Source organism: Bacillus sp. LQ16 (genome assembly GCF_057784645.1).
Genome location: NZ_CM173491.1, coordinates 1,477,325 through 1,503,464 on the forward strand (window position 1 = coordinate 1,477,325; position 26,140 = coordinate 1,503,464).

Sequence of the window (26,140 nt, forward strand, 5' to 3'; positions counted from 1 at the left end):
ACAGTCTTTTCGAAATGGGAAAGATTTTTTTTATGAATAAAAAGGGGGGCTGTTCGCGTGGGTGTACGGGAACATTTTGATGAAGTATCCGAGAAGATTGAAGCGATGCTTGCTGATATGAAATATGGCTCAATTACAATTGTTGTGCAAGATGGAAAAGTAATTCAGTTAGAGAAAAGTGAAAAAGTACGTTTAAAGTGAAAAGCGCTGACTAGAAAAACTAGAGGCGGTTTTAACCTATTTTCATTAGGTTAAAACCGTCTTTTTGCTTTTACAGGGGGAAAAAACATGTTGACGTATGAAACGTGGGAAGAAAATGTTGTTTCGTTTTCGGAAGAAGATGAAACAAAAGGCGCTTTATCAGTATTAAATTGGGCTTATGAAGAGTATAAAGATGAAATCGTCTACGCATGTAGCTTTGGGGTGGAAGGTATGGTATTGCTGCACCTTATAAACCAAGTAAATCCATCTGCTAAAGTTGTATTTTTGGATACAAATGTTCATTTTCAAGAAACATATGAATTAATTCAAAGAGTGAGGGAACGATTTCCTTCATTGAATATTATAGAAAAGCAGCCAGAACTTACACTTGATGAACAGGCGAAGTTGCATGGTGAAAAACTGTGGGAGAGCAATCCGAATCTTTGTTGTAAGATTAGAAAAATTTCACCTTTAGAAAAATCATTAGTCGTGGAAAAAGCATGGATATCGGGCTTAAGAAGGGAACAATCAGAAACACGTAAGCATACAAAGTTTATAAATCAAGATCATCGTTTTCAATCTATTAAAGTTTGTCCACTTATTCATTGGACGTGGAAAGAAGTTTGGCGATATGTATACAAACATAGCTTGCCGTATAACCCGTTGCATGATGTTGGCTATCCAAGTATTGGGTGTGAGAAATGTACTTTACCTGTAGGGGATGGTGGCGATTCAAGAGATGGTAGATGGGCTGGGAAAGTGAAAACCGAATGTGGTCTTCATTATCAATAAGATGAATCTTGAAATAAAGCTAAGAGGGGATATAGAAAATGAGCACAGTAAACGAATTAGTAAACCGTATAGATGAGACATATGATATATCACAAATTGAAAAAGAAATTAAATTAGACAACATTGCTTTAAGTGATTTAGAACTATTGGCGACAGGTGGATATAGCCCGCTTACTGGTTTTTTGGGGAAGGAAGATTATGATTCAGTCGTAGAAACGCTTCGTTTAGCAAATGGTAGTGTGTGGAGTATACCAATTACATTACCGGTAACAGAAGAAGTCGCAGAAAGCCTGAAGACCGGAGAGGAAGTAAAGCTTGTCAACAATGGAAATATATATGGTGCTATTAAAATAGAAGATATTTTCGTACCAGATAAAGAAAAAGAAGCGTTACTTGTATATAAAACAACGGATGAGGCTCATCCAGGAGTGAAAAAATTATATGAACGACCAAACGTTTACGTTGGAGGAACTATTATTCTAACAAAACGCTTTGAAAATAATCAATTTCCTTCTTATCATTTAGACCCAATTGAAACGAGAGAAGAATTTAAAAAACGTGGGTGGAAAACAGTAGTCGGATTTCAAACGAGAAACCCGGTACATCGTGCCCATGAGTATATTCAAAAATCTGCTCTTGAAATTGTAGATGGTCTCTTTTTAAATCCACTCGTTGGAGAAACGAAATCGGATGATATTCCTGCTGATGTAAGAATGGAAAGCTATGAAGTACTCCTTCAAAACTATTATCCGAAAAATCGTGTCTTTTTAAGTGTATTTCCTGCTGCAATGCGTTACGCAGGACCAAGAGAAGCGATATTTCATGCGTTAGTAAGAAAGAATTTTGGATGTACCCACTTTATTGTAGGACGTGATCATGCCGGAGTAGGAGATTATTACGGAACATACGAAGCGCAAGAAATCTTCACGAATTTTACGATAGAAGAGTTAGGCATTACACCACTATTCTTTGAACATAGTTTTTACTGCACGAAATGTGAAGCGATGGCTTCAACAAAAACATGTCCGCACGGAAAAGAAGATCATGTTATTTTATCAGGTACGAAAGTAAGAGAATTATTAAGAAACGGTGAGATTCCGCCAAGTACATTTAGTCGTAAAGAAGTAGTAGAAGTGCTAATTAAAGGTTTAAAAAAAGAAGTAGTAACAGAATAGGGAGAGAACGAGATGGATACGAATATTACTTGGCATACAGCTTCGGTTTCAAAAGATGAGAGAAGAGTGAAGAATGGACATCACAGTTTTGTAATTTGGTTTACTGGTTTATCAGCTTCGGGTAAATCTACAGTAGCGAATGCGGTCGCTCGTAAACTGTTTGAAAAGAATATTGGAAATTATGTGCTGGATGGGGATAACATTCGCCACGGTTTAAATAAAGACTTAGGATTTTCTGAAAGTGATCGCATGGAAAATATAAGACGTATTGGCGAAGTGGCAAAGTTATTTGTAGATCAAGGAACAGTTGTCCTTACAGCATTTATTTCACCATTTCGAGTAGACCGCAAACAAGTAAGAGATTTATTAGCGGCAGATGAATTTATTGAAATTTTTGTGAAGTGTCCGATTGAAGAGTGTGAGAAACGTGATCCGAAAGGGCTTTATAAAAAGGCAAGAAAAGGTGATATTAAGGATTTCACAGGTATTGATTCGCCTTATGAAGAGCCAGAGCAAGCAGAATTAATTGTAGAAACGCACAAATATTCTATTGAAGAATGTGCAGAACAAATCGTGAAGTACTTACAAGAGCGTAGTTTTATCCCGCTATTTGCCGGGAAGTAAAATTCCTACCTCAAAGTTCGATTGGGGCAAGGAAGTTAGGTGGGGGTCGGGCTGCCCGTAAATACCCGATTGGTTAAGGCTAATAATCAGCGTGGGATGAACAAAACTCTACTGATTAAAGTTTCACTTTATATAGGGGGATTTAAAAATGAGTTATGAAAAAGTATGGGCTAACAATGAAAAACTAAATCAAACGGAGAAAAATAAATTAGAAAAAGATGGATTAGAAATTTTTAATGATATTCCTTACTATGCGGAAAATGGATTTGAATCTATTCCGAAAGAAGAGTGGGATGCCTTTAAATGGGCGGGATTGTATTTACAACGTCCAAAAGAAGCTGGTTATTTTATGATGCGGGTAAATATTCCGTCAGGGATTATTACAAATGCGCAGGCAGAAGTACTTGCTTCTATCGCTGAGGATTATGGACGTGATGTAATAGATATTACTACGAGACAGGCGATTCAGTTTCACTGGTTAGAAATTCAGCAAATACCAGATATTTTTAAAAGATTAGCAAGAGTTGGATTATCTTCAGCGGGGGCTTGTGGTGATATAACGCGGAATATTACAGGTAATCCGCTTGCTGGAATTGATGCAAATGAACTATTTGATACGACACATATTGTGAAAGAGGTATATGACTATTTCCAACATAATGAAGAGTTTTCTAATTTGCCACGTAAATTTAAAATGTCTATTAGTTCTAATATTTATAACTCAGCAAACGCAGAGATTAACTGTGTTGCATTTACACCTGCTACGAAAGAAATAGATGGTGAGAAAAAAGTTGGTTTTCATATAAAAGTAGGCGGAGGATTATCAGCCCGTCCATATTTAGCTGATGAATTAGATGTGTTCGTTTTACCAGAAGAAGTGAAGGCAGTGGCAATTGCGATTGCTACTATATTCCGTGATTTTGGATATCGTGAGAAACGTCATTTAGCCCGTTTGAAATTTCTTGTTGCGGACTGGGGAGCAGAGAAATTTAAAGAGAAACTAATAGAGTATACAGGGCCTTTACAAAGTAAAGGGGAAAGTGCACTCAAAGGATGGAATGCAGGCTATTTTTATGGTGTTCAAGACCAAAAACAAGAGGGATTAAAATATGTAGGTTTTAATGTACCGGTAGGTCGTTTACATGCAGAAGAAATGTTTGAGATTGCAAGAATCGCAAAGCAATATGGAAATGGACAAATTCGTACATGTAATTCACAAAATTTCATTATTCCGAACGTTCCTCCGGAAAATGTAAAAGGATTACTTAGTGAACCGTTGTTTGAAGCGATATCTGCAAGCCCAAAATCATTTATTGGTCATGCGGTTTCATGTACCGGTATTGAATATTGTAATCTTGCATTAGTAGAAACGAAAGAAAGATTACGAAAAATTGCAGAATACTTAGATACACAAATTGCACTCGATGTTCCAGTTCGAATTCATATGGTAGGCTGCCCGAATTCATGTGGTCAACGTCAAATTGCTGACATTGGGTTACAAGGGGTGAAAATGAAAACGAAGGAAAAGGGAATTGTTGAAGCATTTGAGATATATGTAGGTGGAACGTTGTTAGATGGCGGTGCCTACAATCAAAAGTTAAAAGGAAAAATAGATGGCGAGGATTTACCTGATGTACTCGCATCATTTATAAGTTATTTCAAAGAGAATAAATTACCAGCCGAAACATTTTATGATTTTGTAGGTCGTGTTGGTGTAGACACATTACAAATAGCGTTAAATAACGTGTTAGAAGAAGTCATAGCGTCTTAGGGGGGACAATATGGATTTATATCGATTTGAAGCTGTATTAGTGAGTGATATTGTTCCGATTGTTGTTGTTGCTCAAAGTGAAGAACAGGCATTTAAGCTTGCGGAGATTGAGCTTGAAAAACATTTTTTACCGTTGCCAGAGGTAAAAGAGATTTCTTTGTTTGAAAAAAAGAAGATTCGAAAAGGTGCAGCATTTGTTATTCATGAGTAGAGATTAGTAATACGAAAAAATAAAAACTTCCATTCTTATATACGAATGGAAGTTTCATTTTAATAGTAGAAATGAGGAGAGATGATGGGGAAGGTTTATATTGTTGGAGCGGGTCCTGGCGATCCAGATTTAATTACTGTTAAAGGGTTGAAATGTATTGAGAAGGCAGATGTTATTTTATACGATCGCCTTGTGAATAAAGAGCTGCTTTCACACGCAAAGCCTGACGCGGATTTAATTTATTGCGGGAAACTCCCGAATTATCACACGATGAAGCAAGAAACAATTAATACATTTCTTATTAAGTATGCGAAAAAAGGGAAAGTAGTAACGAGGCTTAAGGGCGGCGATCCATTTGTATTTGGTAGAGGGGGAGAAGAAGCGGAAGCATTAGCAAAGCAAGGTGTACCATTTGAAATCGTCCCAGGTATTTCATCTGGAATAGCTGCACCTGCTTATGCTGGTATTCCAGTGACGCACCGTGATGCAAGTGCAAGTTTTGCTATTGTGACTGGGCATAGGAAAGAAGGTGCTGAAGAAGAAGTGAAATGGGAAAGTTTAGCGAAAGGTGTAGAGACTTTAGCGATATATATGGGGGTTAGTAATTTGCCCTACATATGTGAGCAACTTATGAAGCATGGAAAAGATAAAAGTACGCCAGCTGCTATTATTGAGCAGGGGACGACGTCTATGCAACGTACAGTTGTTGGGACATTAGGAACAATTGTAGATGTTGCGAAAAAAGAGCAAATTCAAAATCCGAGCATGATTGTAATTGGAGAAGTTGTCCGTTTTAGAGAAAAAATCCATTGGTTTGAGAAGCAAACGGAAAATGCTTATCAAGTAAGTGGAGTGTTGTAAAATGAAAGCCGTCTTATATATATGTCATGGAAGTCGTTTGAAGACAGCGAAAGAAGAGGCGATTCAATTTATTACATCGTGTATGAGTCGTATAGAAGCGAATATTCAAGAAGTTTGTTTTTTAGAGTTAGCGAATCCTTCTATTGAAGATGGTTTTCGTACATGTGTGAAGCGTGGGGCCACGGAGATTATTGCCATCCCTGTTTTTTTATTAGCGGCAGGTCATGTGAAGAAAGATATTCCATTTGAATTGGTAAAGCTCAAGAATCAATATCCGAATGTTAAAGTGACTTATGGTAATCCGTTTGGTGTATCAGAAACACTTATCAAATCAGTATATAACGGAAGTGGTATTGAAAAGGAAGGGAAGGCTGAAGTGACCCTTCTGCTCGTTGCAAGAGGAAGTAGTGATCCTGAAGTATTACAAGATATAAAATGGATCGCCTCTTTATTTCAAGCTGAGGAGAAAATTAAAAAAGTTGAGGTTTGTTATTTAGCGGCTGCGGAGCCGAAATTTGAGAGGAAATTGAAGGAAGTTGTAGAACGGGAAGTGGAGAACATCGTTGTGCTACCTTATTTGTTATTTACAGGTTTACTTATGAAACATATTGAGAAAGAAGTGCGCCAATATGCATTGGAAGAGATTAAAATCAGTCCATATTTAGGGAAGAATGAAGCGTTACAAGATATGTTAATTCAGAAAACGACGGAGTTATTGAAAGGAGATCAGTATGTATCCACTTACAGTGCGAGTTAATGAGAAACGCGTTGTTGTTATTGGTGGGGGAAAAGTTGCAGGATTTAAAATTATTCCTTTACTCAAACAAGGTGCGGATATAGTTGTGATCAGTCCAGAATTAGATGCGAATTTAGTAAAACTTGTGGAAGAAAAGAAAATTCGTTGGTATCAAAGAGAATATGAAAAAAGTGATATTAAAAATGCTTTTTTAGTTGTTGCAGCGAGTAGTGATTCAATATTAAATGAACAAGTTGCTGAAGATGCCGCAGAGAATCAATTAGTAAATGTTATTACAAATCCGGAAAGTGGTAATGTTCACTTTCCAGCAGCGATTCATCATGGTTTGCTTAATATAGCAGTTTCTACTGGGGGAGCGAGCCCAAAGCTCGCAAAAAAAATTCGAGATGAGATTGCAAATAAATATGATGAGACATATGAATCGTATTTAGATTTTTTATATGAAGTAAGGGTGAAGTTAAAAGATTTACAGTTAGAAAAGAGAGAACGAAATATATTACTCCAAGAAGTGTTGAAATCAGTATATGTGCAAAACGAGAGAGAAAGAGAAAGTTTTTTGCGAGAATTAGAGGGAAAGGTTTTAAAATAATAAAAGATAAAGTGCGCTTTACAAATATAAAAATATAATTTATAATCACAAGTAACTTCAATAGATGAAATCGATGAGCAAGAAGAGTACGTATATTTGATGCGTTCAGAGAGCTGGGGTTAGGTGGGAGCCCGGTACGATAAATTATACAGAATGGGCTTGCGAGAGGTATGTTGAACATTGTAGTAGGCAACCCGGGTTCCGCCGTTAAAAGGATAGAGTATCGGAATTATTCCTGTACTTGAACAAGTGGGATTTATCAATCCAATTGAGGTGGTACCACGGTATTTACATTACATATATCGTCCTCTACATGCATATTTGCGTGTAGGGGACTTTTTTATTTTCTAAAGGAGGTGTGCGAGTATGAAATGAAAGTGTATAATTAACAAAAGTTTAAATATTCAGAAAAGGAGAATTTATGATGAAAGAAACACAGCAATGGACGTCGAAAATAGGCTTTGTACTCGCAGCAGCCGGAGCCGCAGTAGGTCTTGGTGCGATATGGAAATTTCCATATGTTGCAGGTAATGGCGGGGGAGGCGCATTCTTCCTTGTATTTTTACTGCTAACTTTATTTATAGGTATGCCTCTTCTAATAGCGGAGTTTGTTATTGGACGTAGCACGCAAAAAGAGGCGGTTACAGCTTATAAAGTACTAGTGCCAAATAGCAAATTATATCCTTGGATTGGTCGTATGGGAGTTGTTACTTGTTTTAGTGTACTATCTTTTTATAGTGTTGTAGGTGGATGGATTTTACTTTATTTATATTATAGTGTGACAGGAAGTTTCTGGAATGGAGTAGCTGATTATGGACAATTGTTCGGTGAAACGATTTCAAATCCGTTAAGTGCGATTGGAGCGCAATTTATCTTTATGCTTTGTACGATTTTTGTTGTAAGTAAAGGTGTAGAGAAAGGTATAGAAAAGGCAAGTAAGTACATGATGCCGCTATTATTTATTTTATTTATTGCGATTATTGTTCGTGCGTTAACACTCGATGGTGCTTTTGCTGGAGTAGAGTTCTTCTTAAAACCAGATTTTTCAAAGCTTACAGCAGATACAATTTTATATGCGATGGGACAATCTTTCTTCTCGCTAACTGTAGGTGCCTCGGTAATGGTAACGTATAGTTCGTATTTAAAGAAAGAGGAACATTTAGCGAAATCGGCAACATCTATTGTAAGTTTAACTGTTTTTGTTACAGTACTTGCAGGATTAGCAATTTTCCCAGCGATTTTCGCATTAGGAGTTAAACCGACTGAAGGACCGGGATTACTGTTTATCGTCCTTCCAGCAGTATTTGCAAAAATACCATTTGGTCAATTTTTCTTTATTATGTTTTTAATTTTATTCTTCTTTGCGACTTTAACATCAGCAATTTCAATGCTTGAAATTGTAGTAGCATCTGTTGCGAAAGGTAATGAGAAGAAGCGTCCGTCAGCATCATTATTAATTGGTATTCTTATTTTTGCAGTCGGTATTCCATCAGCGTTATCATTTGGGATTATGAGTGACGTGAAAATATTTGGGAAAACATTCTTTGATTTAGTCGACTTTTCGGTAAGTAACGTATTGCTGCCGTTAGGAGTACTAGCTATTTCATTATTTGTACCAAATAAAATGAGTAAAGAGTTATTGATGAAAGAATTAGAAGTGACGGAAACGAAGGGGAAAACGTTATTTAACATTTGGTTCTTCTTACTTCGTTATGTCATTCCGATAACTGTAATAATTGTATTTTTAAATGTGATAGGTGTATTTAAAATGTTTGCATAAAAAAAGGCGGGGATCTCCCGTCTTTTTTTATGTTGTTGAATGTAATAGACGATTATACGCTTTATAGGCTGTGGTGACTGCGAGGAATGAACCGATTAAAAATAAAACTGATCCGCCAAATGTAAATATCCGGCCGATAAATGTCGCTCTAGCTTCTTCTATTTTTTGTTGTAATTGCGTATTCATATTGATCACCTCGTAAACTATAGGCATTTAGTTATAGTCTATGTAGAATGCCTATATTGTGTGAAGTGTAAATAAAAAACCTCGGTAGGTACCGAGGTTTTTTATAATCCGATATAAGGAGATGGGTCGACTGCGTTTGTCTTGCCGACATTCCATTCTCCAAGATGAAGTTCGAAGTGTAAATGTTGTCCGTATGATTGGCCCGTGTTCCCCATAAATCCAAGCTGATCGCCTTGTTTTACAGTTTGTCCATTCGATACAGAACGGCTATTCATATGAGCATATACTGTCGTATATGTTTTTCCGTTTATACGGTGAGATAAATACACTACGTTTCCGTAACTAGATGATAATTCTGAGCGAATAACAACGCCATCTGCAGCAGCGATAATTGGAACCGTTCCCGAAGCAGCGATGTCAATTCCTTTATGGTTATCTAAAGAACGTACACCAAATCCGGAAGTTTTTGATCCAGCTGCTGGTTTGATAAAGCCACCCATGTTTGTATCGTGTGGTGTTGGAGCTGCTTGAGTTGCTTGAGCAGATTTAGTAGCTTGTTGTTTGCGAGCCTCTTCTGCCTGGCGAGCTTCTTCCGCTTTACGAGCTTCTTCGGCCCGTTTTTCTTCTTCAATTGCTTTTTGCACAGCTTGACGTTGATTTTCTAAAATGCCTTTGGATTCTTCTAATCCTTCAATCTCTGAATCTACTTTTGCTACTTTCGTATGTAGATCGTTAATAAGAGTCTGTTGCTGCTGTTGGTTATTTTGTAATTCTTGTTGTTTTTGTTCTAGTTTTTGCTCAGATTCTTTCAGTTGTTGTTCTTTTTTCTCAACAGCTTCTTTTTCTGTAGTTACAGCATTTTGATCAGATGTTTGTTTTTTTACAATATCTGTATCGTTGTTTAATATTAAACTTACGGAGTACATATTATCAACAAGATCAGCAATGTTTGTAGAGTTTGTTAATACTTCTGTAATGATATTTGTACGCGGTTTTTCTTGCATAGATTGTAATCGTTGTTTAATAACTTCCTGACGTGTATCTATGTTTGTTTGTAATTGTTCTATATGTTTCTTTTTGTCAGTAATTACTTGTTGTGTTTTGCTAATTTCTTTTTTTGTATCGTTTAATTCAGCCTCGTTTTTATTAATAGAAGTAGTTAATTCATCGATTTTCTTCTGTAATTCTTGAATTTCTTTTTCTATTTGTTCTTTCTCGACTGATTTATTTTGTAAGTCACTTTGTTTGCCTTCTAATTCAGATTGAATGTTAGATAATTTATCTTGATTTGTTTCAGCGTATACGGGTGAAAGTAACGGGGAAGCAAAAATCGTTCCTGCTGCTAAAACACTAAACGCTGCAAATTTCTTTTTCATAGTTGTCTGACTCCTTTCCCTATGAATGTTATATATCATAAGAAGAAGAGTGTCTATCGTTGTAATCATAATGTAAAGAAAACTTTATAAAATTGCTAAGTTTTGTCGGAATTTATCATTTTTCAACTTTAATTGTCATAGTACTTACATTTTATTTATGGCTGTAATAAAGGTATATTTTGGGATTTATCTGTAAAATACAGGAGGAAAGTAATAGTTTTTATGGGGTGAAATAGTACTTAGAAAGCTAATAAAACACTAGTAAGGAATCGTTCTCATGTGAGGTTTTCTAACATGGGTTTATTTTTTGTCAAGAAAATTATTTGCATTCGGGCAAAGTTATTTTGTTGTCAGATTTTAAATTTTGATTTATGATTTTTAACAGGGACAAAATGTAGTGAATTGTCGAATAATATGTAATACTCTTAATTTCTTAGTTTTATAGAGATAGAATGAGAGATAGAGTGACACATCGAAGAGGGGGTTACAACAAATATGAAAAGAATAGGACTTGCATGGCAAATATTAATAGGGCTTGCGCTTGGTATTGCGGTTGGGGCGATTTTCTTTGATAATCCAGCTGTTGTGAAGTACTTACAACCAATTGGTGATATTTTCATCCGATTAATTAAAATGATCGTTGTACCGATTGTTGTAGCAAGTATTGTTGTTGGGGTTGCTGGTGTTGGCGATGTTAAAAAACTAGGTCGACTAGGCGGAAAAACAATTATTTACTTTGAAATTATTACAACAATTGCAATTATTGTTGGTCTATTAATAGCGAATATTTTCCAACCAGGAAAAGGCGTAAATATGGAGCAGTTAACAAAGACAGATATTTCGAAATATACACATACGACAGAGCAAGTACAAAGTCATTCATTTGCAGATACGTTTGTAAATATTGTTCCAACAAACATTATGAAGTCATTGGCTGACGGAGATATGCTTGCTATTATCTTCTTCTCTGTACTATTTGGTTTAGGTGTAGCAGCAATTGGTGAAAGAGGAAGACCAGTTCTTCAATTTTTCCAAGGTGTAGCTGACGCAATGTTTTATGTAACAAACCAAGTTATGAAATTTGCACCATTTGGTGTGTTTGCACTAATTGGTGTTACAGTTTCTACATTTGGTCTTGCTTCATTAATTCCATTAGGGAAATTGCTAATTGTCGTATATGGGGCAATGATCTTCTTCGTCGTAGTTGTCTTAGGACTTACAGCGAAAATATTTGGAATTAACATTTTCCAATTCTTTAAGATTTTAAAAGACGAGCTGATCTTAGCGTATTCTACAGCAAGCTCAGAAACAGTTTTACCAAAAATCATGGAGAAAATGGAGAAATTCGGTTGTCCGAAAGCAATTACATCTTTCGTTATTCCGACAGGTTATTCATTTAACTTAGATGGATCAACTTTATATCAAGCAATTGCGGCTATTTTCTTGGCGCAAATGTACGGTATTGATTTATCTATTACACAACAAATTACATTATTACTTGTATTAATGGTTACATCAAAAGGTATCGCAGGTGTACCGGGCGTATCATTCGTTGTATTATTAGCGACACTTGGTACAGTAGGTATTCCACCTGAAGGTTTAGCGTTCATTGCTGGTATTGACCGTATTTTAGATATGGCTCGTACAGCAGTTAACGTTGTAGGAAACTCTTTAGCAGCTGTAGTTATGTCTAAGTGGGAAGGTCAATATGACGCTGAAAAAGGACAAGCTTATTTAAAAGAGATTTCTGAAAAGGGTCAAGCTGCTTAATTATAATATGAACAAGCTCTCACATAATATGTGGGAGCTTTTCTGTATATAGAAGAGGAGTATACATAATGAAACGTAAATATGGTGACGGTTCTTCGTGGAAAAGACTAATAGAAAAGAGTTATAGGCTTAAGCAAGTGGAAGAGGGAATGCTCGGAATACTGGATATAAAAAAGGTGAGAGAGCCTAGTTGTAAAGAATATGATGGTAAAGAAATTTGTATTGCAAGTGATGGGTATACGTGGGTTCAATATTTCATTAATGGAAAGAACTTTGCGATTACAGCTATGTTAGATGATAGGCACAATTTAGTGCAATATTATATTGATGTGACGAAAGAATATGAAATAGACGATCGTGGTTTACCGTATTTTGATGATTTATATTTAGATGTAGTATTATTACCTAGCGGTAAGGTGTATGTATTAGATGAAGAGGAGCTAGAGGATGCTTATAAAAGTGGCGATGTCACGAAGGAAGAGTATGAGTTAGCTTGGTACACTACGAAATGGATATTAGCAGCAATAAAAAATAGTGAATTTTATTGGATTTCAATATTGGAAGAAGAAATCGAAAAGTTAAAATGATTATTGTATTCAAATTTTTGTATAATTACCAAAAAAATCTATACAAAAAATAATTGACTTTTGTTTTGTAAGCGAGTAAAGTTAGGGAAGAAATTATTATTAAAAAATAAATATGAAACCTTCTTATAAAGAGAGGCGGAGGGACTGGCCCTACGATGCCTCGGCAGCGGACTCGATTTCAGAGTGCTGTGCCAAATCCAGCAAGCATGTGCTTGAAAGATGAGAAGAGCGTTTCTTATAGATGTATAAGACCTCTTCTCATCGGAAGAGGTCTTTTGTTATTCATTAGAAAAAGGTTGAAACTAGGGAGAGATGGTACTTTGAAAGAAACGAGAGGAAATGGTTTAGCTTTATTACCACTTGGGATATTTTTGGCGCTATTTATTGGTTCTGGAATTATTACAGGTGATTTCTATAAATTGCCGATACTTGTAGCAATTTCAATTGCTGTAGGAGTCGCTTTAGTGATGAATCGTAAAGAAAGTTTTAATGTGAAAGTCGAGCGGTTCGCTAAAGGTGCAGGAAATCCGGATATTATGATTATGGTATTAATTTTTGTGCTTGCAGGTGCATTTTCTGAAACGGCTAAAGGAATGGGCGGAGTAGACTCAACTGTTAATTTAGCGTTAACTATTTTACCGCCAGGATTTATCGTAGCTGGAATCTTTGTTATTGGTGCATTTATTTCATTAGCAATGGGAACTTCAATGGGAACAATTGCAGCATTAGCGCCGATTGCTGTAGGTATTAGTGGTCAAACTGATATCTCAATTGCGCTTGCAATGGCTACTGTTGTTGGGGGAGCGATGTTTGGTGATAATTTATCATTTATTTCAGATACAACAATCGCAGCTGTTCGTTCACAAGGAACAGAAATGAAAGATAAGTTTAAAACGAATTTTTTAATTGTGTTACCAGCGGCTATTATTACAATTGTATTATTAGTAATAGTTACTTCAGGAAGTGACACGCAAATTAAAGCACATAGCTTTGATTGGATAAAGATTTTACCGTACGCAGGAGTACTTATTACAGCGCTACTTGGCTGGAATGTACTTATTGTATTAACTGGTGGAACTGTATTATCTGGTGTTATCGGTCTTATAGATGGAAGTTACACGTTAGAAAGTTTCTTTAAAAGTGTAACGACTGGAATGGGCGGTATGATGGAGTTAGTATTACTTGCTATATTAATTGGCGGTATGGTTGAATTAATCCAATATAATGGTGGTATTCAATATTTAATGAATGTATTAACACGTAATATTCGTTCGAAAAAAGGTGCAGAATTTGGTATTGCTGGTTTAGTAAGTATGACGAATATGTGTACAGCGAATAATACGATTTCGATTATCTTTACAGGCCCGCTTGCAAAAAATATTGCAGATCAATATGAAATAGACCCTCGTAAATCAGCGAGTGTATTAGATCTTTTCTCATGTTGTGTACAAGGATTAATTCCGTACGGTGCCCAAATGTTAACGGCAGCAGGATTTGCAGCGTTATCTCCGGTTGAATTATTGCCATATGCATTTTATCCAATCTTAGTTGGAGTATGTGGGATTGTTTCTATTTTAATTGGATTTCCAAGATTTTCGAAAGTAGCTGAGAAAAAAGAGTATCATAAAACAGCTTAATTTAATATGAATGTTAGTAATTAAAAAAACGTGCAGAGAATAAACTCTGCACGTTTTTTTGCGTAAAGGGCTGAATATGACTCGGTCTTAAGTCTGAGTTAAAAACGGTTCTTAAGCTCGTTATGGAAAGATGAAAAAATAGTTAAGATAAGAGTATCAAATCGAAGGGAGGCAAGCACAAGATGAAACAATTTCTAGCGTTTATCGCAGCCGGTATTTTGGCTTTAATTGCTCTTGGTAGTCTTGCTGGTATTGTAGGATTCGCAATCGGAGCAGGAGTTGTATATTGGAGCTATAAATCATTTGTGCGAGCTAAGTCATTTTTTGGAAAGTTAGCTTGGGGTATTGTTGGTTTAATCGGTTTATCCATTGCGCTTTCTCATTCACCAGCATTAATCGGTATCGCTGCTTTAGTGGTTTTATACTACGGATACCGCGAGTGGAAAAAAGAAAAAGATGTAGTTGTTGAATCTGCTCCAGAAAGTTCTAAACCATATAGCAACTTTGAAGATGAGTGGAACAAATTAATGAAAAACTAAAACAATAAATCAAATTATAAATAAAGTAGAAGAGAGGAAGATTTATAATGAAACAATCTTTATTCGGACGTGTACGCGATGCAATTTTAGCTGATTTTCATAACGTGTTAGATGAGAAGGAAAGAAAAAATCCAATTGCGATGTTAAACCAATATTTACGTGATAGTGAGCGTGAAATAACAAAAATTGAGAAGTTAATTGAACGTCATAAAACATTAAAATCTAACTTTGCTCGTGAGCTTGAGCAAGCACGTTATTTCGTTAACAAAAGATCAAAGCAAGCTATCATTGCTCAAGAAGCAGGCGAATTACAATTGCACGAACGTGCGTTAGAAGAGGTAGCTTATTATGAAGGGCAAGTAACTCGATTAGAAGAAATGTATGCAGGTGTTGTAGAGCAAATTGATGAGTTAGAGCGTCGTCTTTCTGAAATGAAAAATAAATTAAAAGAAATGCACGCAAAGCGTATGGAACTAATGGCACGTGAAAATATGGCACATGCAAATCGTCGTATGAATACTGCGATGCATAAAATGGATGAAAATAATCCGTTCTTACGATTTGAAGAAATTGAAGATCACATTCGTGACTTAGAAACTCGTATGAATGAAGAACATGAGCGTGACACATTTGATATGAAAATTGCAAAACTTGAGCGTGAAATGAAAGAAAAGAATGATGTATCGTTAACGAAAGAGTTAACAAAATAATAGTAGTATATTATAAAACAGGCTTATGATATAGTGATAGGAGAAAAGGTGTTGGAAAGCAATGCCTTTTCTTCTATGTATATGTGACAAGAAGGGGGGAGCTGAAATGAAGAAACATTTTTCAAAGACACAATTAATGGGGATGCTCCTCATCATATTTGGATTCGGTCTTTTTCTTGATATGATACTTGGACATTTTGAACCAGGTGGTCTCATTTTTGCATTTATTATGCTTATGTTTGGAAGGCATTATCGTAAAAAGAATCGTTATGTACGGGGAAATGTATTTTTATTTGTTGGTGGTATCGTATTTTTATTCTTCTTATTTTCATCAGCAGCATTTGTTCTTGTCGTATTTGCTTGTTTAGCTTTAATTGGTTATCAATTGATTCAACAAGGGCATCAGCAAAAAGCGATGAAGGTTGAAATTAAAGAAAAAGGGATTATAGACGAAGAGAAGCAAATATATCGTACAGAACCATATTTGAAAAATATGTTTGTAGGCAATGTACGAATGATGGATCATATTTATGAACTTGAGGATATTAATGTTCAATACGGTGCTTGTGATGTGGAAATAGATTTAACTACTGCTATGATTCCAGAAGGGGAAACGGTAATTGTTATTCGGGGTGTCGTTGGTAATATTCGTTTATATGTGCCATATGATATTGAACTTTCTTTAAATCATTCTGTTATTGTCGGACGTGTGCTCTTGCCAGGTCATGAAGAGACAGGGTTTAACCGCAATGTTACATTTAGAACAGAGCAGTATAAAGAGGCTCCTCGTCGTATTAAAATTATTTCTTCGCTTGTCGTAGGCGACACGGAAGTGAGGAAAGTATAATGAAGAAACAAAAAAATATTTCGTGGATGTATATTCGTTATTCTATGTTGTCCTCAGTTAGTATCGCACTCATTTGTACAATTGTATATGTATGGAAAAGCGAGCAACAAGTGTATGATTTATTATGGAAGGAATCCATCGCTTCTGTTCCAATTGGCTTGTTTATTATGACTACAAGTTTACTTATCGGGGGAATTGTAGGATATGCAATCGGTTACTATATAGAGCAGCGTATACAAGGATTAAATACGTTTCTATTTGAAGTAGAGCGAGGGAATTTTCCGAGCGATGTTTCGTTTACTGCAGATGATGAATTTCATGAAGTGGAACGAAAAGTAATCGTTTTGGCTCGTCGATTAGAGGAGCAAGCTGGACTCTTTCAAAAAGTAACGAATGAACGAGCTCATTGGAATGAAGAGATGAGACAAGAAGCGATTTCTCAAGAAAGGCATCGTTTAGCAAGGGAGTTGCATGATTCAGTAAGTCAGCAGCTTTTCGCAATGTCGATGATGATGTCAGCGATTAATGAACAAATAACTGAATTTCCAGATGTGACAAAAAAACAATTACAACTTGTTGAAAATATGGTTGTAAATGCTCAATCAGAAATGAGAGCATTGCTCCTTCATTTACGTCCTGTACAATTGGAAGGTAAGAAACTGACAGAAGGTATAGAGGAATTATTAACGGAATTATCGCGAAAACAACATATGAAAATTGAATGGCTTATTGAGCCAATAGAATTAAAAAAAGGTGTAGAAGATCATTTATTCCGTATTGTGCAAGAAGCGTTATCAAACACGTTGCGACACGCGAAGGCAAAGAAAACAGAAGTGCGCCTTCGAAAAATTGATCAATATGCGATTTTAAAAATTATTGATGACGGCGTTGGGTTTGAAGTAGGCGTTAATAAGGCAGGTTCATATGGCCTAAGATCGATGCAAGAGCGTGTTCATGAAATTGGTGGGACACTCAAGGTGCTTAGTTTCCCGGCCAAAGGTACACAAATAGAAGTAAAAGTACCGATTATGATTGAGAGAGGGGGAGAAGTATGATAAAAGTATTGCTTGTCGATGATCATGAAATGGTTCGTATGGGTGTATCGGCATATTTATCTACACAGCCAGATATTGAAGTAGTAGGGGAAGCTGAGAATGGACGAAAAGGATCAGAATTAGCATTGCAATTAAGACCGGATATTATTTTAATGGACCTTGTTATGGATGAGATGGATGGCGTCGAAGCAACACGTGCTATTATTCAAGAATGGCCAGAAGCAAAAATTGTAGTTGTAACAAGCTTTTTAGATGACGAAAAATTGTACCCTGTTATTGAGGCTGGTGCGACCAGTTACTTATTAAAAACATCAAGAGCAAGTGATATTGCCGATGCTGTACGAGCTACTTATGATGGAGAAACAGTATTAGAGCCGAAAGTTACCGGGAAAATGATGTCCCGTATGCGTCAAAAGAAAGAGCAACCTTTGCATGATGACTTAACGGAAAGAGAGTTTGAGATTTTGTTATTAATTGCAGAGGGAAAAAGTAATCAAGAGATTGCGGACGAGTTATTTATTGCACTGAAAACGGTAAAGACACATGTGAGTAACATATTAAATAAATTGAATGTAAGTGATCGTACTCAGGCAGTTATTTATGCATTTAGGCATCAATTAACGAAGTGATAAAGTGAAGCTTTAATTGGCGGGGAATTCCTCGCTGATTATTGGCTCGCTACAATATAGATTTGGCGTTAAAACCATCGAATGTTTTTATTGACGATAAATAATGTAAGCGTTATCATTAAGGTGTTAACAGTACATATAAAGGGGAGAATGTATATGTTAGTTCAAACTATATTCGGAATGGATAAGTCTAAAAAATTAGGGGAGTATGTGAACGCATTACAAGCACTTTGTGAACAATATAATGTTGAAACAGATAAAATTGCGATTATTGAGGCAACAGAGGAATACTATTTATTTTTAGTAAAGCAAGAAGAGCGCTATGATGTTGTCAAGGTAGAAACAGTTGATACAAATATTGAATATTATACGAAAGCTTATAAAATAAGCAGTTTTAATCATACTGCTTATCAAATGTAAAAAAACTCCCTTTTGGGAGTTTTTTTAGGAGGCTTTTACTTCGTTAGATTCGATTAGTAATGGAACTTTTTTCGTACCGCTTAACTTAGCGATTGTAAGGCCAAGAAGAGCTCCTGCTAATGCTGGTATTAGCCAACCGATTCCTTCATTATATAAAGGGATAAATTCAAAATATGGTGTGATGAATGAAACTGAAATACCACCTTGTTTTAATCCATCAAATACGCTCACTACAGCTGATCCGATTAAAGCACATACATAAACAGAGCGATATCCACCGAAGTATTTATGAAGTAACGATAGTAGTACGAGTACAATCGCAATTGGATACACAACAAGTAGAATTGGAACAGAGATTGCGATAATTTTCGTTAAACCTAAGTTGGCAACTAATAATCCTAATGCGCAAATGATACTCGCGAATGTTTTGTATGAAAATGTAGTCAATAATGTTGAAAAATATTGGCTGCACGCAGATACGAGTCCAACGCATGTCGTTAAACAAGCGAGTGTAACGATAAGAGATAATAGGAGCAAACCATACGGACCGAATAATTGTTGTACGATAACAGTAAGTAGCTGTCCACCATTTTTTGCATATCCGAGAGAGACACTAGTTGCCCCCAGCCAGCCGAGTGCACCATATACAAGTACGAGTCCTGTAGCGGCAATAAGCCCTGCTTTTGCTGTGGCGATGGCAATGGACTTACGATCATTCACACCTTTAGAGCGAATTGCATTTACAACGATAATTCCAAATGCAAGTGCTGAAATGGTGTCCATTGTTAAGTACCCTTCCATAAAGCCTTTGAAGATTGGAGAAGTTTGATACTCTTGCATAGCTGGTCCTGATTGCCCAAGTGGTGTAAAGACACTTTTAACAAACAATAAGAAAATTGAGATTAATAAAATAGGTGTTAATATATTTCCAATACGATCGACAAGTTTAGATGGATTTAAGCTCAGCCAAAATACGAAAGTAAAGAATATGATTGTATATACAAATAGCACTAGGCTGCTAGAGCGGATTGTTTCTGGTAAGAAAGAACTAACACCCATTTCATAAGCAACATTTGCAACACGTGGGATGCCCATGGATGGACCGATGGCAATGTATACAACTACTGTAAAGAAAATTCCGAATAATGGATGGACATGACTTGCAAGTTGCTGCATCCCATTTCCTGATAGAGAAATTGCGATAACAGTTAGTAGTGGTAAGCCAACTCCTGTTAGTAAAAATCCAATCATTGCTGGCCAAAAATTTTCACCTGCGTTTTGTCCAAGCATGGGAGGGAAAATTAAATTACCTGCCCCAAAAAATAAAGAAAATAGCATAAGACCCGTCAAAAAAATATGTTTTTTTGATACAGTGTTCATTGTTTTTCCTCCTTTTTTAAATTCATTTGTAAGAACACAAAAAACTCGTCCCTAAAGAAAGGGACGAGTTATATTTACCCGCGATACCACCCTAATTTACACATGTAGAAATAAATCTATATGTATACGGCTTTGCAACGTACAACATGATACGTGTTCCTTGTAACGGGGGACGGCCGGTAAGAACTTACTGTAACATTCGGTTCTACTTCTCGGAGATGATTTTCGGTTACGCACTGAACGTTGGCTTTCAGCAAATCGCCAACTCTCTGGGGAACAGTTCTATAACGTACTCGTTCTCGTCAATGAATTTTTATTCAAGTATTCTGACAGTATTGTTGCATGTTTTTTTTAGAAAGTCAATATGTTTTTTGAAAGATATATTTATATACGGAAATATCGAAAGTAATATTCGTTGTTGCAAAAGGAATAATGAATTGTAAAATGGGAGTAAAAATTTGTGGAGAATTGTAAAATTTATAGAGAAAGTTGATATTTATAGGAGTAAAGAAGGGATTATTTGAATTTACAGAGAATATTACAACAATCCACTTGCTGGAAAGAACAAACCAAAAGAGGTGACTGAAATGCTTGCGATGGGAGTATTATTTGGCATTATTGCTATAATTGGTTTTATGTGGTTATATTATTCGCGTTCGTTTAAACAAGCAGAAGTTTTACTCTTTCAAAAAGGTAGTTTGTTGACAAATCAGTCTAGATATTTAGTATGTCCGAAGTGTGGAAGTGCACAGGCCAGAAGTGGAGGATATCAAGAGTGTTGCAAAATTAGATTATGAAAGAAAGGAAGCCTCACATTATTTTGTGAGGCTTCCTTCCTTACAACTTCATGGCGCTCCAAATTGTCCATCGATCTCTTTCAATAATAGGAGAGACGTTTTGTAATGCGGTCTGTATATGTTGTAGAAGTTGAGAAAGTTCATCATCTGTTAACTCATATAGAATGGATCGACCTGTTCGAGGAGATAAATCTTGTAGTAATGCTTCTACAGAATCATGTATTTTTCGTACTTCCCATTGTGTTTGTGTGGGAAGCACGTGAAGAGAATGTTTTTGTAATTCTTTCTGTATCGTGTTGGTTTTTGGACGTCTTTTTGACTCTATTTCAATGAGTTTTGGAAATATAGAGAAAAAATATCCACGAATGTGTTCGGGACTTCCTGGAACTGTACAATCTTCAATCGTTCGATCTTGTAAAATAAGTACACCGTTTTTATTTAATATACGAGAAGCTTCACATAAAAATGTAGGAATGTCTTGTAAATGATGAATAACTGCACGAGAAATAACTATGTCGAATGTTTCATTAGGGTATGGGATATTATGTGCATTACCGTGGATGAAAGAAATATTTGGAATGTTGCCGCAATTTTCTTTTGCAGCTTGTAATATTTCTTTTGAAAAATCAAGTCCCACAACATTTTTGGCTCCCATAAGAGCAAGTTCTTTCGTATAAATCCCGCCACCGCAGCCAATATCAATTATTTGCTTGTTTTGTATGTCTGTAATGTTTTTTACCATTTCAGCCCAAGAAATATGAGCGTTTCTTGTTGCGTATGTGTATTTATTATTTGGATCATGAAAATTAATGGACATGATAAAGACCTCCTTTCAATGATTAGTATAACTTATTTAATAGGATGTCACGTTTTTGTTTTATGTATGAAGATTATAAGAATTTCTTATCGTAAAAGGAGGATTAATTTGAAAGGGAAATATGTATTGTTGTTATTTGTTATGTTACTAGCAGCTTGTGGTCAAGCTGAGCAAAAAAAAGAAACAAAAAAAGTAGAAGAGACGGTGAATGAAGTGAAAGAAACAATTGGGGTAACCGTTATACAAAAAAAACATAAAGAGAAAAAGTTGCAGGAATCAGAAGCGAAGTTAGTAATAGACATTTTGGATAAAGCTGAGAAACAAGAAATAACCGGAAGCTTCGGTGAACCTGAATATGAAATACAAATTAGTAGAGATGGGAAAAAAGAAACTTATTATGCATGGTTAAGGGGAGAAGATAGACGAGGATGGGTGCAATATAAGAAAGCTATGTATATGTTGAATGAAAAAGATACGGAAAAGCTTTTGGCTATATTTCCAAATGTTTCAGAACAAAAAGAAGATGAGATGCAGGTAGGTCCTTTAACGGAAGTAACAAAAAAAGATTTGCAGATTACTGCGTTTCATATTAAAGCGGGCGATCAAAACGTGAATTATATGGTACGGTATACGATTTCACAATCACTATATAACAAGTTAGTGAAGGAACGAGAGTATTATTTGCAACTCACTTTCCCAGAAAAAGTTCAAAAATTAATTGGAGCAAAAGAGAGTGAAATGATTTTAGGTGAAAAAGTAAAGGAAGGGTATAAGCAATATGAATTGCATGCTACTGTTCCGATAAAAGGTGCTTCAGAATCACAATTAAAATCATTAGAAACATATTACGAAAAGTATGATTTGAAAATATTAAACAGTGAAAAAGAAAAAATAGGCGTGTTTCAAAATATAATTCAAATCGTTAAAGAGTATGGTGAAAAAATGAATTTTCAAAGATAAAGTGAGACTTTAATCGGCAGAGGATGCTCATTTTTCGTTGATTAATAGTCTTTGCCAATTCGGCGTTGATTCCCGCTTAACTTCTTTGTTCCAACTGAATTTTGAGATAAGATCCTTATTGGCTGTAGCTGAATTGAAATTGTATGTAGCCTTTCCTAGGAAATGATAATAGAGAGGGGGGAAGAACACCCTCTCTATTATTTTGCTTTTGCAGATGGCTCATTCATTGATTTTCGTGTAATAAGAAATGAAATCATAAGAGCGGAAAGAATGATAAGAGTGATAAGTAAGTGATATGGCAACCAATCTAATAATAATACATAGCTCACTGTATAAAAAATAAGAGTTGAAGCTAAAAATGATAAAACACTTATTATGAGAGATTGTAAATTCATTCGTATATACCTCCTTTATTTATATTTTTGGCTAAAAATGGATTAAATAAACATTATTTCTAACAATAGAAAAAAATATGTCATAATAGAGAAAAGAACAAGCTTTGATGAATGAATATGATTCATTAATGAGAGATAAAGGAGAGGAATATGAAAAATAATAAAAAAGGATTATGGGGAATTATTGTTGCGATAGGTCTATTTTTACTGTCTAAGTTAAAGTGGGTATTTGCAATATTTAAATTAGCAAAGTTTTCAACGGTATTTAGTATGTTTCTATCGCTTGGCGCATACGCAGTTCTATATGGTTGGAAATTTGGAGTGGCGCTCATTTATTTGTTGTTTGTTCATGAAATGGGCCATTTATGGGCTGCGAAAAGAAAGGGGATCCCAACATCGCCAGCAATCTTTATTCCGTTTATGGGGGCCCTTATTGGAATGAAAGAGATGCCGAAAAATGCGAAAGATGAAGCTTACATCGCCTATATGGGGCCGCTTTTCGGACTTCTTTCATTTTTACCAGCGATCCCACTTTATATAATGACGCAAGAGCCGTTTTGGGCGCTTGTTATTTTGCTTGGAAGTATGATTAATTTCTTTAATTTAATTCCTGTTTCGCCGCTAGATGGTGGGCGAATTATTTCAGTTGTCAGTACTAAAATTTGGGGAGCAGGCCTTATTTTATTACTTGGCTATTCAATTTACTTTAAAAGTATTTTGGGAGGATTTATTGTTATTATCGGTTGTATGGAATTATACAGAGTGATAAAGAGAGATGAGCCGATTAAGGAATTAGGGCATAAAATTGATGGAATGAAAGAATATGTTGCTAGGCTTGAAGAGGAATTAAAAGAAACTGGAGCTGTACATCGGACTATATACATGATGCATCATGAGATGAATGCATTAAGACAAAGTGAACGGGAAAAAGAGTTACAAATAGGTGAACTTCAAAAAATGGAAGTGTTAGAGTATCTTTTACCGAAGTTTGAACCGTTAGATTATGTTCCATATGAAGATGAAATAGATGAGTATACTATTCACATAAGAGAAGCATTTGAAGCGTCAGAAAGAAAATTAAATGAATGGAAAACAGAAAAGGAACAACAAGAAAACTATTATAAAGTGGATACGAAAACGAAATGGACAGTATTTGCTTGTTATATCGGATTAATAGCTATACTTGGTTATACAGCTTATGAAGGTTATATTGTTTTACAGGAGCATTTGCCAAGACGAAATGTGTAGAAAAATATTGTCGAAATGATAGGAAGAATTAATACAGGAATTATATTTCTACGAGAGAATGTTACAAGTATAGTCATACATTGTAATATCTTTAGTAGAGAAGGAGTTCTGTATATGAAGAAATTGTTAAGTGTATTCGGGATTATTATCGTAATGATCATTGCGAGTTATAGTCTTATGAAAGTGCTGTTACATTATGCGAATAAGCCTGCTGAGGTAAATACAATAGCTCAAGTAGAAGATGTGCAAGAAGAGACAAAAGTGCTAGATTTTATTCGAATGACACATGAAAGCTATAATAATTTCTTAAATTATGGTAAAGCAGAGAATTATACAGACGGGGATTGGAAGCAATTTAAGCAATGGTTTCAACAACAAGAACCATCTTTAAAAAATATACATACGGAAATAAAGAATGAAAAAATAAAACGCGATGTAAATAGAAGCTATGAAATTGTAAAAAAAGGTGTGGAACTTCAAAATATTGAGTATGTAGTGTATGCCCACCGTGTATATCATGATTTGGATATTATCGTAAATAAATATAGAGGTGAAACGAATATCTGGGGGTATACGGAGTTTGGTGATGGGAAAGATAGAAAGGTAATTGAACAAGCTATACAAACAAAATAATAAGCTAGCTAGAATTCTAGTTAGCTTATTTTCTTTTGTAAATGCAATGTTCATATATTATTCACAAAAACAACGTGTTAATAGTGATTAAAATCACAATCTGCATTATAAGATTCAGTTAAACTAAAAACAGTTAAGGAAATAGAGGAGTGGGATACAATGTTAAGTGCAAAAACAATTGAAATCGTAAAGTCAACAGTACCATTATTACAAGAAAAAGGCGTTGAAATTACAACGAGATTTTATCAAATTTTATTTTCAGAACATCCGGAGTTATTGAATATTTTTAACCATACGAATCAGAAAAAGGGAAGACAACAACAAGCGTTAGCGAATGCTGTTTATGCAGCTGCAACGTACATTGATAATTTAGAAGCAATTATTCCAGTTGTAAAACAAATTGGTCATAAGCATAGAAGTTTAGGTATTAAAGCTGAGCATTATCCGATTGTAGGTACATGTTTACTACGTGCCATTAAAGAAGTCGCAGGTGCACCTGATGAAGTTTTAAATGCATGGGGAGAAGCATATGGTGTCATTGCTGATGCATTTATTAGCATTGAAGCAGAGATGTATGAAGAAGCTGCACATAAAGAAGGTGGATGGAAAGACTTCCGCAACTTTGTGATTGTTAAAAAAGTGAAGGAAAGCGATGTTATTACGTCATTTTATTTGAAACCTGAAGATGGAGGGAAAGTTTCTTCATTCATCCCAGGTCAATATGTAACGGTTCAAATCAATATTGAAGGTGAGACATATACACATAATCGTCAATACAGTTTATCCGATGCACCTGGGAAAGAATATTATCGTATTAGTGTAAAGAAAGAAAAAGGTGTAGATACACCAGACGGTAAAGTGTCTAATTACTTACATGAACATGTAAAAGAAGGAGATGTTTTACCAGTAAGTGCACCAGCGGGAGATTTCGTGTTAAATATGGATTCAACATTACCAGTTGTACTAATTAGTGGTGGAGTAGGGATTACACCGATGATGAGTATGTTAAATACGTTAATTGAACAAGATTCAAAACGTAATGTATATTTTGTTCATGCAGCAATAAATAGTAATACACATGCAATGAAAGAACACGTTAAGGCAGTAGAAAATGAATATGAACAAGTTAAAGCATATACTTGTTATTCTGCACCGACTGAAAAAGATATAGAAATGAAGAACTTTGATAAAGAAGGTTTCGTTGAAAGCGAATGGTTAAAAACTATTATTCCGACAACTGAAGCAGAATTTTATTTTTGTGGTCCAGTAGCATTTATGAAGCATATAAATGCTGCACTAACTGATTTAGGTGTGAAACAAGAGCATATTCATTATGAATTTTTCGGCCCAGCAACAAGCTTACAATAAGACGAATGAGAATAAACAAAAAAAC

The 26,140-nt window shown here is 35.4% G+C and carries 29 protein-coding genes, 1 riboswitch and 2 other annotated features; of the genes, 24 read left to right on the plus strand and 5 right to left on the minus strand.

The genetic code is table 11. The annotated features are described in order from the left end of the window. The first annotated feature begins 57 nt into the window (after positions 1–57). From AC3EMB_RS07500 to AC3EMB_RS07545, 10 genes are all read left to right on the plus strand, one after another. Complete coding sequence (locus tag AC3EMB_RS07500) at positions 58–201, plus strand: YezD family protein (RefSeq protein WP_000538896.1); 144 nt, start codon at positions 58–60, stop codon at positions 199–201. 87 nt (positions 202–288) lie between these two features. Further along, positions 289–993, plus strand: a complete 705-nt coding sequence (locus tag AC3EMB_RS07505) for a phosphoadenylyl-sulfate reductase (protein WP_098852291.1) — start codon at positions 289–291, stop codon at positions 991–993. A gap of 38 nt (positions 994–1,031) precedes the next feature. Further along, positions 1,032–2,168, plus strand: coding sequence for a sulfate adenylyltransferase (sat, locus tag AC3EMB_RS07510; protein WP_064531921.1), 1,137 nt, complete (start codon positions 1,032–1,034; stop codon positions 2,166–2,168). Between the two features lie 12 nt (positions 2,169–2,180). Continuing rightward, positions 2,181–2,792 carry an adenylyl-sulfate kinase gene (gene cysC / locus AC3EMB_RS07515; protein ID WP_029441817.1) on the plus strand — a complete coding sequence of 204 codons (612 nt, stop codon included), beginning with the start codon at positions 2,181–2,183 and terminating at the stop codon, positions 2,790–2,792. Between the two features lie 148 nt (positions 2,793–2,940). Further along, on the plus strand, positions 2,941–4,563 hold the full coding sequence (locus AC3EMB_RS07520; protein ID WP_000119611.1) for a nitrite/sulfite reductase: 1,623 nt from the start codon (positions 2,941–2,943) through the stop codon (positions 4,561–4,563). Positions 4,564–4,573: 10 nt separating this feature from the next. After that, complete coding sequence (locus AC3EMB_RS07525) at positions 4,574–4,774, plus strand: DUF3906 family protein (RefSeq protein WP_000366918.1); 201 nt, start codon at positions 4,574–4,576, stop codon at positions 4,772–4,774. A gap of 84 nt (positions 4,775–4,858) precedes the next feature. Then, complete coding sequence (gene cobA, locus AC3EMB_RS07530; RefSeq protein ID WP_000521256.1) at positions 4,859–5,635, plus strand: uroporphyrinogen-III C-methyltransferase; 777 nt, start codon at positions 4,859–4,861, stop codon at positions 5,633–5,635. 1 nt (position 5,636) lies between these two features. Beyond that, on the plus strand, positions 5,637–6,392 hold the full coding sequence (locus tag AC3EMB_RS07535; RefSeq protein WP_000648881.1) for a sirohydrochlorin chelatase: 756 nt from the start codon (positions 5,637–5,639) through the stop codon (positions 6,390–6,392). Continuing rightward, positions 6,367–6,981: an NAD(P)-binding protein gene (locus AC3EMB_RS07540; protein ID WP_053564909.1), complete on the plus strand. Its 615-nt coding sequence runs from the start codon at positions 6,367–6,369 to the stop codon at positions 6,979–6,981. The genes AC3EMB_RS07535 and AC3EMB_RS07540 overlap by 26 nt, the downstream gene beginning before the upstream one ends. A gap of 64 nt (positions 6,982–7,045) precedes the next feature. Then, positions 7,046–7,294: a binding site (T-box leader), on the plus strand. A 111-nt stretch (positions 7,295–7,405) separates the two neighbouring features. After that, positions 7,406–8,761, plus strand: a complete 1,356-nt coding sequence (locus AC3EMB_RS07545) for a sodium-dependent transporter (RefSeq protein ID WP_000665433.1) — start codon at positions 7,406–7,408, stop codon at positions 8,759–8,761. 27 nt (positions 8,762–8,788) lie between these two features. Here AC3EMB_RS07545 and AC3EMB_RS07550 read toward each other — a convergent pair whose 3' ends face one another. Both AC3EMB_RS07550 and AC3EMB_RS07555 read right to left on the minus strand, forming a co-directional pair. After that, on the minus strand, positions 8,789–8,947 hold the full coding sequence (locus AC3EMB_RS07550; RefSeq protein ID WP_001095997.1) for a hypothetical protein: 159 nt from the start codon (positions 8,945–8,947) through the stop codon (positions 8,789–8,791). Between the two features lie 101 nt (positions 8,948–9,048). Beyond that, on the minus strand, positions 9,049–10,323 hold the full coding sequence (locus tag AC3EMB_RS07555) for a murein hydrolase activator EnvC family protein (RefSeq protein ID WP_088022042.1): 1,275 nt from the start codon (positions 10,321–10,323) through the stop codon (positions 9,049–9,051). A 495-nt stretch (positions 10,324–10,818) separates the two neighbouring features. Here AC3EMB_RS07555 and gltP point away from each other — a divergent pair, with 495 nt between their 5' ends. The 9 genes from gltP to AC3EMB_RS07600 all read left to right on the plus strand — a co-directional run bounded on the left by gltP (position 10,819) and on the right by AC3EMB_RS07600 (position 18,517). Next, positions 10,819–12,093: a glutamate/aspartate:proton symporter GltP gene (gltP, locus tag AC3EMB_RS07560; RefSeq protein WP_000821126.1), complete on the plus strand. Its 1,275-nt coding sequence runs from the start codon at positions 10,819–10,821 to the stop codon at positions 12,091–12,093. A gap of 68 nt (positions 12,094–12,161) precedes the next feature. Next, positions 12,162–12,680, plus strand: coding sequence for a ribonuclease FAU-1 family protein (locus AC3EMB_RS07565; RefSeq protein WP_000824654.1), 519 nt, complete (start codon positions 12,162–12,164; stop codon positions 12,678–12,680). A gap of 120 nt (positions 12,681–12,800) precedes the next feature. Continuing rightward, positions 12,801–12,906: riboswitch (SAM riboswitch) on the plus strand. A 94-nt stretch (positions 12,907–13,000) separates the two neighbouring features. Next, the gene (locus AC3EMB_RS07570; protein ID WP_000665496.1) at positions 13,001–14,317 is read left to right on the plus strand and encodes a Na+/H+ antiporter NhaC family protein; all 1,317 of its coding nucleotides are present in this window, start codon (positions 13,001–13,003) and stop codon (positions 14,315–14,317) included. A gap of 182 nt (positions 14,318–14,499) precedes the next feature. Beyond that, on the plus strand, positions 14,500–14,856 hold the full coding sequence (locus AC3EMB_RS07575) for a lmo0954 family membrane protein (RefSeq protein WP_000808640.1): 357 nt from the start codon (positions 14,500–14,502) through the stop codon (positions 14,854–14,856). Positions 14,857–14,903: 47 nt separating this feature from the next. Next, positions 14,904–15,566, plus strand: coding sequence for a PspA/IM30 family protein (locus AC3EMB_RS07580; RefSeq protein ID WP_000814127.1), 663 nt, complete (start codon positions 14,904–14,906; stop codon positions 15,564–15,566). 106 nt (positions 15,567–15,672) lie between these two features. After that, positions 15,673–16,413 carry a cell wall-active antibiotics response protein LiaF gene (gene liaF / locus AC3EMB_RS07585; protein WP_000716094.1) on the plus strand — a complete coding sequence of 247 codons (741 nt, stop codon included), beginning with the start codon at positions 15,673–15,675 and terminating at the stop codon, positions 16,411–16,413. Continuing rightward, positions 16,413–17,468 (plus strand): sensor histidine kinase, encoded by a 1,056-nt coding sequence (locus AC3EMB_RS07590; RefSeq protein WP_000744326.1) that lies wholly within the window; start codon positions 16,413–16,415, stop codon positions 17,466–17,468. Before liaF ends, AC3EMB_RS07590 begins: the two co-directional genes overlap by 1 nt. Further along, positions 17,465–18,097 (plus strand): response regulator, encoded by a 633-nt coding sequence (locus AC3EMB_RS07595; protein WP_000598707.1) that lies wholly within the window; start codon positions 17,465–17,467, stop codon positions 18,095–18,097. Before AC3EMB_RS07590 ends, AC3EMB_RS07595 begins: the two co-directional genes overlap by 4 nt. Positions 18,098–18,178: 81 nt before the next feature. After that, on the plus strand, positions 18,179–18,517 hold the full coding sequence (locus AC3EMB_RS07600) for a DUF3922 domain-containing protein (protein WP_072939635.1): 339 nt from the start codon (positions 18,179–18,181) through the stop codon (positions 18,515–18,517). Positions 18,518–18,541: 24 nt separating this feature from the next. On the opposite strand, the gene brnQ3 is transcribed toward AC3EMB_RS07600, so the two are convergent. Then, complete coding sequence (brnQ3, locus tag AC3EMB_RS07605; RefSeq protein WP_488517607.1) at positions 18,542–19,897, minus strand: branched-chain amino acid transport system II carrier protein BrnQ3; 1,356 nt, start codon at positions 19,895–19,897, stop codon at positions 18,542–18,544. 56 nt (positions 19,898–19,953) lie between these two features. Then, positions 19,954–20,212: a binding site (T-box leader), on the minus strand. 272 nt (positions 20,213–20,484) lie between these two features. On the opposite strand from brnQ3, the gene AC3EMB_RS07610 reads away from it, so the two are divergent. Further along, a complete protein-coding gene (locus AC3EMB_RS07610; protein ID WP_000880630.1) occupies positions 20,485–20,694 on the plus strand; it encodes a hypothetical protein in 210 nt (69 codons plus the stop codon). Between the two features lie 40 nt (positions 20,695–20,734). Here the strand turns inward: AC3EMB_RS07610 and AC3EMB_RS07615 are convergent, their stop codons facing one another. Further along, a complete protein-coding gene (locus tag AC3EMB_RS07615; RefSeq protein WP_488517608.1) occupies positions 20,735–21,511 on the minus strand; it encodes a class I SAM-dependent methyltransferase in 777 nt (258 codons plus the stop codon). 108 nt (positions 21,512–21,619) lie between these two features. On the opposite strand from AC3EMB_RS07615, the gene AC3EMB_RS07620 reads away from it, so the two are divergent. Continuing rightward, on the plus strand, positions 21,620–22,471 hold the full coding sequence (locus AC3EMB_RS07620; RefSeq protein ID WP_053564905.1) for a YhfM domain-containing protein: 852 nt from the start codon (positions 21,620–21,622) through the stop codon (positions 22,469–22,471). Between the two features lie 197 nt (positions 22,472–22,668). Here the strand turns inward: AC3EMB_RS07620 and AC3EMB_RS07625 are convergent, their stop codons facing one another. After that, positions 22,669–22,866 carry a hypothetical protein gene (locus AC3EMB_RS07625; RefSeq protein WP_488517609.1) on the minus strand — a complete coding sequence of 66 codons (198 nt, stop codon included), beginning with the start codon at positions 22,864–22,866 and terminating at the stop codon, positions 22,669–22,671. Between the two features lie 150 nt (positions 22,867–23,016). On the opposite strand from AC3EMB_RS07625, the gene AC3EMB_RS07630 reads away from it, so the two are divergent. The 3 genes from AC3EMB_RS07630 to hmpA all read left to right on the plus strand — a co-directional run bounded on the left by AC3EMB_RS07630 (position 23,017) and on the right by hmpA (position 26,115). Continuing rightward, complete coding sequence (locus AC3EMB_RS07630; RefSeq protein WP_064531931.1) at positions 23,017–24,114, plus strand: site-2 protease family protein; 1,098 nt, start codon at positions 23,017–23,019, stop codon at positions 24,112–24,114. Between the two features lie 114 nt (positions 24,115–24,228). Then, positions 24,229–24,747 (plus strand): hypothetical protein, encoded by a 519-nt coding sequence (locus AC3EMB_RS07635; protein WP_053564903.1) that lies wholly within the window; start codon positions 24,229–24,231, stop codon positions 24,745–24,747. A gap of 159 nt (positions 24,748–24,906) precedes the next feature. Further along, on the plus strand, positions 24,907–26,115 hold the full coding sequence (gene hmpA, locus AC3EMB_RS07640; protein WP_069355305.1) for an NO-inducible flavohemoprotein: 1,209 nt from the start codon (positions 24,907–24,909) through the stop codon (positions 26,113–26,115). The last annotated feature ends 25 nt before the right edge of the window (positions 26,116–26,140 follow it).